This is a genomic window from Spirosoma aerophilum (assembly GCF_054782495.1).
Genome location: NZ_BAAGSJ010000004.1, coordinates 953,850 through 966,664 on the forward strand (window position 1 = coordinate 953,850; position 12,815 = coordinate 966,664).

The following is a 12,815-nucleotide window of genomic DNA, read 5'->3' on the forward strand; positions in this document are numbered from 1 at the left end:
AATACTCGATGAAGCGTCAAATTCACACGTTTTTTGGTTGCTGGACCAGCCAAATCAGAAAACTTAGGGAGATGTCGTACGCATTGTAAACATCGGCAGGCAGCCCTACCTTGATTGGTTACACATTGATCACCGAAAAGACTAATCAAGTAACTCGGGGTTAAACAGCAAATGAGGGTATTGATTTTTCATGACATCCTGTTTACAGGAAGAAACCCATCAACAAAAAAGGCCGAAGCAATGCTCCGGCCTGATTCGCCATGCCTGTCTCAACAACCCAATGTGGATCGTTGATTAATTTGGATCGTTTAGCGATGTGGTTGTCATTTTGCTCATTTCGAAAGAAGGCAAAGTGGCTGGTTAAGTAATTGTTGCCATTGGGCTTCCAACTGATGCAACGGTTGAGAGAAGCTTTCGTCATCAAAGCCGCTCACATCGAGGGATAGGCGTTGCTGCTGATCGATTAGTCAGCAAAAGGCCACTCGAGGAAAAATGCAAAAGCTATTTGTTTGGCAACGACCTGCGTTTATACTCAATGCCTAAGCGTTTGGCATTTTCTCGACACGTTTTACGGGTAACAGCGTTGGCCCATCGGCCTGTAGGATCAGGCCTTTTTGAGCCGCTAAAGGCTGCTGGGTGGCCACCAGGTCACCCAGCAAACCAGCCGCGCCAAACGGCTGAATGTCAACCGATTCCTGACCGGCTTCTAGGCGGGCCAGGTCGGTGAGTTGAACCCATATACTCCGGATGCCGGTTAAGTTGCGATATTCCATCAGTCACCCAAAGCCGCCCAGTTGGAAAGGCGCTCTATTTATCTACCATGCCACGTTCGTCATCGTATACGCGTATCCAGTTTATTAATCCGTAAACTATTTGTTTAGCGTAGCCAATGAACAGCCGATTCCCCTCCGTACTTGTTATCCTGGTAACCTTTGTAGTCGTCTCCCTGTCGTGTAGGACGAACGAAGTAGCCGTGAACACGCCAACCATTTCTGCGCTCGATTGCTCAGCTGCCACCTTTTCGGCTACGGCCACAAGCGGAGCATCTTATACCGGTAAAGCGAGTGTACCCTATACCGGCGGTAACGGCATTGCCTATGGAGAAGGGACCTCGGTTGCCTCGACGGGTGTAACGGGATTAACCGCCACGTTATCGGCAGGGACCTTGTCGAGTGGAAATGGAACGGCCAGTTTCGCCATTACCGGTACGCCGGCAACCGCAGGGACGGCCAGTTTTTCAATCCATGTAGGCGGACAATCCTGCGCCCTGGCCCTGCCCGTAGTGGTTTCGAAAGCCAGTGTTTCCAGTCTGACGTGTACAGCGGCTCCTGTAAATGGTACAAACGGGATTTCGTATTCAGGTAACGCTACAGTAGCTTATACCGGTGGTAATGGCGGTACGTATGACGTGTCAACGGCCACCTCAACGGGTGTTGAGGGGCTAACGGCAACCGTTGCCGCAGGAACATTGGCCAACGGTTCGGGAACCTTGGTGTATACTATTTCGGGCACCCCAACCTCATCGGGTACGGCTACCTTTACGCTGAGTTTGGGGGGGCAAAGTTGCCTTATTACGGTCACTATAACGGCATCGGGAACAGCCACGGCGGCTACCGATACAGTTGTGATTGTGTATGCAGGTACAACGGCCACCGTCAGTAATGCTTTTCAGGATGCCGGTGTAAGCGTGGCACTAAGTGGTGCGGACGTAGTCGTAACCTCGACCAATACGACCAGAGAAATTGTGTATGCTTTATCGGGCACCGCCACAAAAGGTAGTTTCAAAATCTATAGCCCATACAAGTATAATATCACGATGAAAGGACTGAGTCTGACCAACAGCGCAGGGCCCGCCATCAACAGCCAGTCCAGTAAGAAAGGAACCATTCACGTAGTGAGCGGCACAACCAATACGCTGGCCGACGGGGCGACCTACACCACGAGCGCTGAGGATCAAAAAGGTACTTTTTTTAGCGAAGGACAGCTCAGCTTTATGGGTGCCGGAACGCTAAATATAACCGGAGCCAATAAGCATGGCATCGTATCCGACGATTATATCTATGTGAGTGAAACAACGATCAATGTACAGTCGGCAGCCAAAGACGGCATCCATGCGAATGATTATTTTGCGATGGATAACGGAACCGTTACGATTACGGCAGCCGGTGATGGCATTGAAGCCGAGGAAGGGTACATTGCCATCAACGGCGGTACACTATCGGTAAACAGCGTGGGTGACGGCATCAAGACATCGTATGAAGGAACAGACGCTACCATTACGCCTTATATTTCAATCAAAGGGGGAACCCTGAACGTATCGACTACGGGCGATAAGGGGAATGCGATCAAGAGCGAAGGCTATACAACAATCGCCACCAATAACCCGATTACACTAGCCGTTAGTGGAAAAGGAGCTAAAGGAATCAAAACATCCGGCGACTTCACCCTAACCGCCGGTACTGTAAAAATCACGACTTCAGGGGCGGCCTATTATGTGACGGCCGATGCGGATATTGCGGCTCCGGCGGGCATTAATTGTGATAAAAATCTGGCTATTAATGGGGGGAATTTAACCATCACGAGCACCGGAATCGGCGGCAAAGGTATCACCGTTGATGGTACCGCTACGATAAGCGGTGGAACAACCACCATTACGGCCTCCGGCGCAACGTATACGTACAGCAGTGCGCTAACCAGTGAAGCAAAAGGCTTTAAAAGCGACGGTGCCTTTATCATGAACAAGGGCGAACTCAACATCGCGGCAGCCGATGATGGGCTGAAGTCCGGCACGTCGATCACCGTCAACGACGGTACCATAAATGTTACCAAATCATATGAAGGGATGGAGTCTATCTTCATTACGATCAATGGCGGTATATCGAATCTGACGGCGACAAACGACGGGGTTAATACCTCTTATGGCACGGTTTCGGGTGGTACCGAATCAAACGATAACAGTGCGCTGACGGTAAACGGGGGCATATTAATCGCCACCGGTTCGGATGCCATCGACAGTAATGGTAATTTCACCATAAAAGGGGGAACTATCATTGCCAACGGCAACGAAGACATTGATGTTAACGGTAACTTTCTGATTACCGGCGGAGTTTTACTGGGTGCAGAACCGAGCAATAATATGACCAAAGCGATGGAAACCGCTTCAACACAGGTGGGTATGTTTATCAAGTCGTCCACTCAGGTAGCAACGACTTCGGTGATTCATATTGAAGATGCATCCGGCAAGGAGTTGGTAACGTTTAAGCCTAAAAGTGCTTCGGCTTACTTTCACTTCTCCAATCCGAGTTTAGCCAAAGGAGCGATCTACAAAATATACTTCGGTGGAAGTTACACTGGTGGAAGTTTCGTTGGCAATACCACGGGCTGGGGGGTATACACCGGCGGTACCTATTCAAATTCGGGTGCCACTTTAAAGGCTACTTCGACAACATCGTCTACCAGCACTGTCAATACAATATCCTTCTAAAATCGTATGCTACCCATAGTAGTCGACAGTTACTGAGATAACCCGTTTCTGAGATACCCGAATTAATGAGCAGATGCATGAATACTTTGTCGTCTCTGACGGGAGCTTATTCAGGAACATTTTCTCGTCTCACTTGGGAGCGAATTTTGAAACGGTTAGATTTTGATTGCTTTTGCTGACTTAGCTTGTTTTTGAGCAAATAACCAATCCAATAAGCCAGGGGTCTCCACCACAGCCTCCCATATGCCATGACCTCCATCCGGGAACTCCGTATAGCGGGGGCGGCCACCCGCTTTCTGCAAAGCAGCAACCATATCGCGGGAACCACTGACGGGAACATTGACATCTTTTGCGCCATGAAAAGCCCAAACAGAAACCGAGCTCATCCTATTGGCTTGACGGGGATCCCCTTCGCCACAGACCGGAATGGCGGCCGCAAATAATTCGGGGTGCAGGCCAACCATGTGCCAGGAGCCATACCCACCGCGTGAGACGCCAGAGATGTAGCGCCTTCGCCCATCAATGGGATAGACCTTGTCCAGGGAAATAATTGCCTCAATAGCGAGACCAGCTATGGAAGGTGTATTGGCCACACCGCCCCATCCCGTGTGAGGAGGACAGCGAGGCACAAACACGAAGGCAGGATACTTCCTTTTGTTTTCTTGGCTACTGAGCCATTTGGCCATCGGACAAGCATCGATCTGCCGCGCGTTGTCTGCCCAGCAGGAATAAGGCAGGGCTACAACCAGCGGGTAACTTTTTTGAGGATCGTAATCGATGGGTTTTAAGAGCCGATAAAATAAGGTGTCTCCTTGAGGACTGATGTATCGGCCTTCATCGAAGGATTTCGCTAACGCAATTTGCCTACCCGATACGTGAGTCAGGTCGTAGTTTTCGCTCATCAAGGATAGGCTCACAACCAGCAAATAGAGGCTCAGTAGGACCAGCATGCCACGGGCCAGATGGAATCGATTGAAGGAATCAGCGTTTTCTTGCTCCGGTACAGCACGTCGGTATTCGTCCAGGAAATTCAATAACAACAAAACCGGTACTATTCGCTCGATCAAAAAGAGCCATTGTCGAAGCGAATCAATGCTGTTCTTGACTGGATAGGGTGGTACGTTCCTAAACCAAACCAGGATCGCTATATGGGCAAGGCAAAGCATAGCTGACACGATACCGGCTCGCTTTAACCAGGGTCTGCTGCTCGCTCTGGAGAAGACCAGACTTAATGCAGACACCAGGTTGATGGTAACGCCAATGAACACGGCCGCATCCGGGTGTTTCCGAAAAATGGGATACAGCGTTGCCGAAAATAGGTAAGAAAGACTGACCAACGTTGTCACCAAGGCCACCAGCCCCGTCCAAAAGGCAGCCTGATAGTTTTGGTGACGATAATAGGCGAGAAGCAGAAGCGAGGTAATGAAGGAGATACCGCTGGTTGCCAAAAACCAGCTTCGAAATGAGGCCAGGGTGTAGATGTCGATGCCTGCCTGAAAATGAAGCCAGCTCTGGAATAAGCCAGCCACGCAATTGAGCCCTAAGCCAAAGAGAACACTAGTATAAAAGTCTCGTTTCATGCAGCTAGTTGTTCAAATCTCTGACCCATTTCGAAAGGATTCGGTATGAATAAGTTTTCAGGACTGAGGTTTTACTCGTATATCATTCGTCTCATGTGAGAGCGTTTTTATAAGACACTGTTTTTCTAATATCTGTCAAACGCCATCAGTTGCATACAGTTACGCCTGGGCTGAGTCACTCCCCCATTTACGCACCTGGTCAGTGAACGGTCAATGATAAAAAATAAAAAAAGAGAAATTATTTTGAACGATGTTCATTTTTAATTTACCTTTGACTCAACGATTAAGAACATGGGTGTCAGCGAACGAAAAGCACGGGAGAAAGAAGAACTACGGAACCTGATTCTGGAAGGGGCAATGAAGCTCTTTGCAGAAAAGGGCGTAGCGAACGTGACCATCCGTAATATCGCCGATGCCGTGGAGTATAGCGTCGGGACGGTGTACGTATATTTCAAAGACAAAAATGCTATTCTGCACGCCCTCCACACCAAGGGGTTCCTGGAGTTGAGGGATCGATTTATGGTGCTGTTGAACGTGGCTAACCCGATGGAGCGGCTAAAGGCTGCGGGTAAAGTTTATATCCAATTTGCGCACGAACAGCCGGATATGTACGATCTAATGTTCAATACACAGGCTCCGATAGACTTCGTAAAAGAAGGCGAAGGCGATGTATGGAACGAAGGGAAGGCAACCTTTGGTGTGTTGCGCACCATGGTTCAGGACTGTCAGGCAGTTGGGCATTTTGGGGGACACGACCCCGAAGCCCTCTCGTTTCTGATCTGGAGTCTCGTCCATGGGATGTGTAGTCTGAGAATCTCGTGCCGTACCGATGTGGTCAACCTCGACCAACCCACCACGCAGGGATACGCCGAATTTTTGCGCATGCTGGATAAGGCATAAAATTTTTTACCCCAATAATGAACATTGTTCAATTTTAAATCTACGATCAATGAGATACTTATTTTTACCGTTCCTGATCTTCCTTACCCGACCGCTGTCGGCGCAAACCCACCTTGACAGCTACGTCCAGCTGGCCTTTGCCAACAACCAGAGCATTCGGCAGCAGCAGGTTGTTTTGCAGCGCAACCTTATCGCCCTCGACGAAGCCAAACGGCTTTACCTGCCCGCCATCAACCTGACGGGTACCTATACCCTCGCCGGGGGCGGACGTACGATCGACCTGCCCCTCGGCGACCTCCTCAACCCCGCCTATGCGACGCTGAACAAGCTCACGGGCAGCGACGCGTTTCCCTCCCTGCAAAACCAGCGCGTACTGCTCAACCCCAACAATTTTTATGACGTCCACATCCGCACGACGTACCCCCTCCTGAATGCCGAAATCCGCTACAACGAGCAGCTTAAACGGCAGCAGGCCGATCTGCAGCGCATGGAGGTCAACTTGTTTAAGCGCGAACTGGTCAAAGACGTGAAGGTGGCCTATTACCGCTTTCTGCAAGCCACCGAGGCCATCCGCATCTACGAAAACGCGCTGACGCTGGTGCAGGAAAGCCAGCGGGTCAACACGGCCCTGTTCAATAACCAGAAGGTGAACCGCACCAGCGTAGTCCGAAGCACCAACGAGGTGACACGGATTCGGTCACAGCTGGCGGTAGCTCAGCAAACGCGGCACTCGGCGCAGGCGTACCTGAATTTCCTGCTGAACCGCCCCGCCAACACCCCCATTGACGCCGACGGGCTCTCCAGCGTACCTGACCTGCCCACGACCATCGACACGACCCTTTCGGGTCGTGAAGAACTGGCCAAACTGCGCCAGGCACGGGCGATCAACACCTCGCTCGTGGGCCTGGCCGCTACCTATCGCAAACCCAAAATCAGCCTGTTCGCCGACCTGGGTTCCCAGGCGTTCGACTTCCGCGTGGACCGCCACACGCCCTATTACCTCGGAGGCCTGACGTTCGATCTCTCGCTGTTCTCAGCGGGCCGCAACGCGCTGAAAGTGACGCAGGCCCGATTCGACGGGGAAGCCCTCGACGCCAGCACGCAGTACGTGACGGGTCAACTCCGGCTGCAAATCACAACAGCAGCCAACGCCCTCCGGTCTACCCTGGCCCAGTACGAAGCGGCCCAGTCGCAGGTGGTGGCGTCGCAGCAGAACTACCGCGACCTGCAACGGCTCTACCGGGAGGGGCAGGTGCTTTACATCGAACTCCTCGACGCGCAGAATCAGGTCATTACCGATCAATTACAGGTAGCCATCAGCCGCTTCGATGCGTGGGTCAAACAGGCCGAACTGGAGCGGGCTACGGCGGCCATGTCGATCAATTAACCATCTCACCCCCATGAAAACAACAACATTTCTTCTGCTGGCGGTGGCCACGCTGGGAGCCGGTTGCCGCCACGAACAAACCCATACCGCCCTGGACGATGCGCCCGAAACCATTCCCGTCCGGGTGATGGCCACGCAGTCGGCGCGGGTGCAGCCGGTGGTCGAAGCCACGGGCTTACTGACGACCGAAAACGAAGCCCGCTACGGGTTCAAAATTGGTGGAATCATCGACCGTATCTGGGTCGAAGAGGGACAGACCTTTCGGAAGGGGCAACGGCTGGCGGCTTTGAAAATCACCGAGATCGGGGCCCAGCGCGAACAGGCCGAGATTGGCCTCGACAAAGCCCGACGCGACTACCAGCGGACCGCCAACCTCTACCGAGATTCGGTAGCGACGCTCGAACAAGTCCAAAACGCCCAAACCGCCTTCGACATCGCCCAGCGGTCGGTGAGTGTGGTTGCCTTCAACCAGCAGTATGCTTATATCTACGCAACGGCCAATGGGGTAGTGACCAAAAAGCTGGCCAATGAAGGCGAGGTCATTGGCACCGGTACGCCCGTACTGGCCATCAACGAAACCACCGACAACCGCGACTGGACGCTGAAACTGGGCCTCAACGACCGCGACTGGGCGAGCGTCGCCCTGGGCAACCGGGCCACCGTCCGTATCGACGCCTTTCCGGGGCGCACCTTTGCGGGTACGGTGATCCGCAAGCCCGTGGTCGCCGACCTCTCCAGCGGTACGTTCGAGGTGGAGGTGCGGGTCGATCTGGCGGGCGTCACGCCGTCGGTGGGCATGTTCGGCAAGGCGACGATCCAGACGGGGCGCAGCAGCCAACAGACCGTGATTCCCTACGAAGCCCTGATTGAAGCCGACGGCGATGCGGCTTTTGTGTACGTACCGGTGGGCCAGAACCGGGTACGGCGCATTCCGATTCAGATTGAGCAGTTCGACCCCGAACGAGTCGTGGTGAAACACGGATTGGAAAACATACCGGCCTTTGTGGTGAGCAACAGCGCCTTTTTGAATGAACAATCCACCATCCGTATTATCCGGTAAGCCATGAACCTGACCCAATTTTCCGTTAAAAACTACCCGTTTACGCTGGTAGTCGCGCTGATGGTGGCCGTAGTGGGCGTAGTGACCCTGCTGACAATGCCCCGGGCCGAAGATCCGCAGATCAACCCTCCGCAGTTCCCGATTGTGGTAATCTACCCCGGCACAACCCCCACCGATATGGAGCAGCTGGTGGTGAAGCCCATCGAAAACAAGCTCAATGAGCTGGCCAACATCCAAAAAATCGTGACCACGATTCAGGATGGGGTGGCCGTCATCAATCCGGAATTCAGCTACGGGGGCAATGTCGATACAAAATACCAGGAGGTGGTGCGCGAGGTAAACGGCCTGCGCAGCACCCTGCCCGCCGATATTTACGACATCGACATCCGTAAAGTGGACCCCTCAGACGTCAACATTCTGCAAGTGGCTCTGGTGTCGGAAACGGCCTCTATGGCCCGACTCAAACAACAGGCCGAAGACCTGGAGGAAGCGCTGGAGAAAATCACCGACCTCAAAAACGTCGAGGTGGCGGGGGCGCCGGCGCAGGTCGTGCGGGTAGACGTGCAGACCGATAAGCTGGCGCAACTGCGTATCCCGCTCACAATGGTGCTGGGGAGTCTGCAAAGCGAGAATGCCAGTGTACCCGGTGGCAGTGTCAACGCGGGCGGACTGAGTGTCAACGTGAAAACAAGCGGGCGGTTTCGGGATGTACAAGACATTGCCAACACGGTGGTGTACAACGGAAACGGACGTATCGTGTACCTGCGCGACGTGGCGACGGTGGGTCTGAAAAACCAAACCGAAACCCACATCACCCGCGTGAACGGGCACCGGGGTATATTGGTCACGGCGGCCCAGAAAGAAGGGGCCAACATTGCCGCCACGCAACGGCAGTATGCCCCGGTGGTGGCTGAGTTTACTAAAAAGCTGCCTGCCAACATCCGGCTCGTTAGCTATTTCGATCAGGCCGACAATGTGGCGGGGCGACTGCGCGGACTCGGTATCGACTTCGGCATTGCCATTTTTCTGGTGCTTTTTACCCTGCTGCCGCTGGGCTGGCGGGCGGCCACCATCGTCATGATCTCGATTCCGCTGTCGTTGGGGCTGGGCATTGTGGGGCTAAATGCCTTCGGTATATCGCTCAATCAACTCAGCATCGTGGGGCTGGTGGTGGCCCTCGGGTTGCTCGTGGATGATAGTATCGTGGTGGTCGAAAACATCGAACGCTGGATGCGTGACGGCTACTCCCGGCGCGAAGCCGTATTGCGCGGCACAAAGCAAATTACATTGGCGGTGCTGGGCACTACGGCCACCCTCGTAATCGCGTTTTTGCCGCTGATATTTCTGCCCGGCGGCCCCGGCGAATTCGTACGCGGCCTGCCGCTGGCGGTGATCGCTACGGTGGTCGGGTCGCTGTTTGTCTCGCTGACCATCGTGCCGTTCGGGGCGAGTTTTCTGCTCCGTCCCCACGCCAACCCGGAGGGCAACTGGCTCTTGCATGCCTTACAGCGGGGCATCCGGGCCACCTATTCGCGGCTGGTCGACAAGGCTCTGCACTGGCCCAAGACCGCCTTGCTGGTCTCGTTAGGGCTGTTTGTGGCGGCATTGGGGTTATTCCCGGCCATTGGCTTCAAGCTGTTCCCGACGTCCGAAAAACCGATTTTCCTGGTCAACGTTCGGATGCCGCAGCAAACGAGTTTGCCACAGGGCAACCGCATTGCCCGGATGCTCGAAGACAGCCTCCGACGCGACAGCCGCATTCAGTATTTCACCACCAACGTGGGTAAGGGAAACCCGCAGATTTACTACAACGTGGTACAGCAGGAGGAAAAAGTCGATTTCGCGCAGTTTTTCGTGCAGCTATCCCCCGATACCAAGCCCACGGTGAAGCGTGAAGTAATCGCCGATTTGCGGCAGCGGCTGGGGGCGTTCCCCTACGCCAAAGTGGAGGTCAAAGACTTCGAGCAGGGCCCGCTCATCGAAGCCCCGCTGTCGATCCGGCTGTTTGGCCCCAACCTCGACACGCTGCGCCGGTGGTCGTTTGTGGTGGAGCAACTGATTCGCAACAGCCCCGGCACCATCTACATCAACAACGAGCTGAACACACGCAAAACCGACCTGCGGGTGCAGATCAACCGCGAGAAAGCCCGTACCCTGGGCGTGCTGACCGCCGACATCGACAGAACGGTTCGGATGGCCGTATCGGGCCTCACCGTGGGGTCGTTTTCCGACGAAGATGATACCGATTACGACGTGGTGGTGGCCGTGGCCCGCGACAAATTCCCGACCATGGCCGTCTTCAACAACCTCTTCGTCAACAACGCGCAGGGCACGCCCATTCCCCTAAATCAGGTGGCGCAGATCGGGTTCGAGACGTCGCCGACGACGATTAACCATTACAACAAAAACCGCTTTGCTAAAATCACGGCCTACACCCGCACGGGCATTTTAGCCAACACAGTGCTGAAGGACGTGGTGCCGAAACTCGACGCGCTGAAGTTGCCCGCGGGCTACAGCTACCGGCTTTCGGGCGAGGCCGAAAGTGAGGGCGATGCCTTCGGCGGCAGCTTTATCACGGTGATTTTGTTAACGGTGTTCCTGTTTGTGGGCGTACTGATCCTGCAGTTCAAAACCTTTAAAGGGATTCTGATCGTGTTATCGGTGATTCCGCTGGGCGTGGTCGGGGGTGTTACCATACTCTTTCTAACGGGTAACCCGTTATCGTTTATCGCCATCATCGGGTTTATCGCGCTGGCGGGTATCGAAGTAAAAAACTCGATCCTGCTGGTCGACTTCACCAACCAGCTCCGGCAGGAAGGCACCCCCCTGATCGAGGCCATCGAACACGCGGGCGAGATCCGGTTCCTGCCCGTGGTGCTCACCTCGCTGACGGCCATTGGCGGCTTAATCCCATTGGCCCTGAACCCCAACCCGCAGATTTCGCCCCTGGCACTCGTGTTGATCGGTGGTCTTATCAGTTCGACTATTCTCTCCCGCATCGTCACGCCGGTGATGTACAAACTCATCCCGCCCACCATCGAACCGAGCGGTGTTCTGCGCGAGCGGGACATGGCAGGGGTTTGATTGGCTGGCTGATCAATCAATCCCTCAATTCTTACCAATAATCCCAAACAAACCATGAAAACACAACTCACCACTTACCTGCTCGTACTGGCCTTTGCGGTTAACAGCTACGCACAAACCAACCCATCAACGATTCTGGGGCAATGGCTATCGCCCAAAAAAGACAGCCGTATCCAGATTTACAAACAGGGCACAGCCTATTTCGGCAAAATTATGTGGGGTACGGGCGGACCGGCCAAAGACGAAAAGAACCCGGACCCGGCACTCCGCAGCCGCGACCTCATTGGGGTAGTGATCCTCAATGACTTTACGTTCGATGGCAACAACACCTGGCAAAATGGCACCATCTACGACCCCCGCGACGGCAAAACGTATTCCTGCAAAATGAACCTGAAAGACCCGACCCACCTCAACATTCGCGGGTACGTCGGCGTGTCGCTCTTTGGCCGAACCGAAGTCTGGACGAAAGAAAATTAACCCCTTAACAACCTTATTTCTATGACTTTATCAAGCCGCGAACAGCAACGCCTGTTCAAAAACTATGGTCCATGGGCCGTCGTTACCGGAGCTACCTCCGGCATCGGCCTCGAACTGGCCACCCAACTCGCCGGGGCCGGCTTTTCGCTGATTCTTAACGCCCGCAGCGCAGCCGACCTTCCCCAACTGGCTGCGCAATTTCAGACTCAATACGGTATAGAGGTACGTACCGTTGCCGCCGACATAGCCGACCCGACCACGATTCAGCGCCTGCTCGACGTTACGGCCGACCTACCCGTTGGCCTGCTCATCGCATCAGCGGGATTTGGCACCTCAGGGCCGCTCATCAACGGAACGCTGACTGACGAACTGGCGATGGTACGCGTCAACTGCGAGTCACTGCTGGCCGTAACCTACCATTTCGCCAAGCGGTTTTCGGGGCAGGGGCGGGGCGGAATCGTGTTGCTGAGCTCGCTGGTGGCGTTTCAGGGCGTGCCGTACTCGGCCAATTACGCGGCTACCAAGGCCTATGTACAGTCGCTGGCCGAGGGGCTGGCGCGGGAATTGCGACCCAGGGGGGTGTCTGTGCTGGCGGCAGCACCCGGTCCGGTGATGAGCGGTTTCGGGGCCCGGGCCAACATGCGGATGAACATGGCACTGACTCCGCAGCAGGTGGGCATCCCCATTCTGGAGGCCCTGGGTCGGCAAACGACGGTGCTTCCCGGCTTTCTGACCAAACTGCTGACTTATTCGCTTCGGATGGTGCCCCGCTGGGCTAAAGTCCGAATTATGGAGCAGGTAATGGGCGGCATGACACAACACCAACGTACTGCCGCCTGACGC

General features: G+C 54.4%; 10 protein-coding genes. 7 read left to right on the plus strand and 3 right to left on the minus strand.

The window, feature by feature from the left end; translation table 11 throughout:
- Positions 1-202 precede the first annotated feature (202 nt).
- Both ACYVK4_RS05895 and ACYVK4_RS05900 read right to left on the minus strand, forming a co-directional pair.
- On the minus strand, positions 203-421 hold the full coding sequence (locus ACYVK4_RS05895) for a hypothetical protein (protein WP_461126545.1): 219 nt from the start codon (positions 419-421) through the stop codon (positions 203-205).
- Positions 422-539: 118 nt separating this feature from the next.
- On the minus strand, positions 540-773 hold the full coding sequence (locus ACYVK4_RS05900) for a hypothetical protein (RefSeq protein WP_461126546.1): 234 nt from the start codon (positions 771-773) through the stop codon (positions 540-542).
- 116 nt (positions 774-889) lie between these two features.
- Here ACYVK4_RS05900 and ACYVK4_RS05905 point away from each other — a divergent pair, with 116 nt between their 5' ends.
- On the plus strand, positions 890-3,484 hold the full coding sequence (locus ACYVK4_RS05905; RefSeq protein ID WP_461126547.1) for a carbohydrate-binding domain-containing protein: 2,595 nt from the start codon (positions 890-892) through the stop codon (positions 3,482-3,484).
- A gap of 155 nt (positions 3,485-3,639) precedes the next feature.
- Here ACYVK4_RS05905 and ACYVK4_RS05910 read toward each other — a convergent pair whose 3' ends face one another.
- On the minus strand, positions 3,640-5,064 hold the full coding sequence (locus ACYVK4_RS05910) for a carboxylesterase family protein (RefSeq protein WP_461126548.1): 1,425 nt from the start codon (positions 5,062-5,064) through the stop codon (positions 3,640-3,642).
- Between the two features lie 291 nt (positions 5,065-5,355).
- On the opposite strand from ACYVK4_RS05910, the gene ACYVK4_RS05915 reads away from it, so the two are divergent.
- The 6 genes from ACYVK4_RS05915 to ACYVK4_RS05940 are packed head-to-tail and all read left to right on the plus strand — an operon-like array spanning position 5,356 to position 12,812.
- Complete coding sequence (locus ACYVK4_RS05915; RefSeq protein ID WP_461126549.1) at positions 5,356-5,964, plus strand: TetR/AcrR family transcriptional regulator; 609 nt, start codon at positions 5,356-5,358, stop codon at positions 5,962-5,964.
- Positions 5,965-6,013: 49 nt separating this feature from the next.
- Complete coding sequence (locus ACYVK4_RS05920) at positions 6,014-7,351, plus strand: TolC family protein (protein ID WP_461126550.1); 1,338 nt, start codon at positions 6,014-6,016, stop codon at positions 7,349-7,351.
- A 13-nt stretch (positions 7,352-7,364) separates the two neighbouring features.
- Positions 7,365-8,411 (plus strand): efflux RND transporter periplasmic adaptor subunit, encoded by a 1,047-nt coding sequence (locus ACYVK4_RS05925; RefSeq protein ID WP_461126551.1) that lies wholly within the window; start codon positions 7,365-7,367, stop codon positions 8,409-8,411.
- Between the two features lie 3 nt (positions 8,412-8,414).
- Positions 8,415-11,495, plus strand: coding sequence for an efflux RND transporter permease subunit (locus ACYVK4_RS05930; protein ID WP_461126552.1), 3,081 nt, complete (start codon positions 8,415-8,417; stop codon positions 11,493-11,495).
- A 54-nt stretch (positions 11,496-11,549) separates the two neighbouring features.
- Complete coding sequence (locus ACYVK4_RS05935) at positions 11,550-11,972, plus strand: DUF2147 domain-containing protein (protein WP_461126553.1); 423 nt, start codon at positions 11,550-11,552, stop codon at positions 11,970-11,972.
- A 21-nt stretch (positions 11,973-11,993) separates the two neighbouring features.
- Positions 11,994-12,812: an SDR family NAD(P)-dependent oxidoreductase gene (locus tag ACYVK4_RS05940; protein WP_461126554.1), complete on the plus strand. Its 819-nt coding sequence runs from the start codon at positions 11,994-11,996 to the stop codon at positions 12,810-12,812.
- The last annotated feature ends 3 nt before the right edge of the window (positions 12,813-12,815 follow it).

Coding starts and splice junctions, on each gene's coding strand:
- ACYVK4_RS05920 (WP_461126550.1), top strand. CDS start 6,014: ATGAGATACTTATTTTTACCGTTCCTGATCTTCCTTACCCGACCGCTG.
- ACYVK4_RS05905 (WP_461126547.1), top strand. CDS start 890: ATGAACAGCCGATTCCCCTCCGTACTTGTTATCCTGGTAACCTTTGTA.
- ACYVK4_RS05935 (WP_461126553.1), top strand. CDS start 11,550: ATGAAAACACAACTCACCACTTACCTGCTCGTACTGGCCTTTGCGGTT.
- ACYVK4_RS05895 (WP_461126545.1), bottom strand. CDS start 421: ATGACGAAAGCTTCTCTCAACCGTTGCATCAGTTGGAAGCCCAATGGC.
- ACYVK4_RS05940 (WP_461126554.1), top strand. CDS start 11,994: ATGACTTTATCAAGCCGCGAACAGCAACGCCTGTTCAAAAACTATGGT.
- ACYVK4_RS05910 (WP_461126548.1), bottom strand. CDS start 5,064: ATGAAACGAGACTTTTATACTAGTGTTCTCTTTGGCTTAGGGCTCAAT.
- ACYVK4_RS05900 (WP_461126546.1), bottom strand. CDS start 773: ATGGAATATCGCAACTTAACCGGCATCCGGAGTATATGGGTTCAACTC.
- ACYVK4_RS05925 (WP_461126551.1), top strand. CDS start 7,365: ATGAAAACAACAACATTTCTTCTGCTGGCGGTGGCCACGCTGGGAGCC.
- ACYVK4_RS05915 (WP_461126549.1), top strand. CDS start 5,356: ATGGGTGTCAGCGAACGAAAAGCACGGGAGAAAGAAGAACTACGGAAC.
- ACYVK4_RS05930 (WP_461126552.1), top strand. CDS start 8,415: ATGAACCTGACCCAATTTTCCGTTAAAAACTACCCGTTTACGCTGGTA.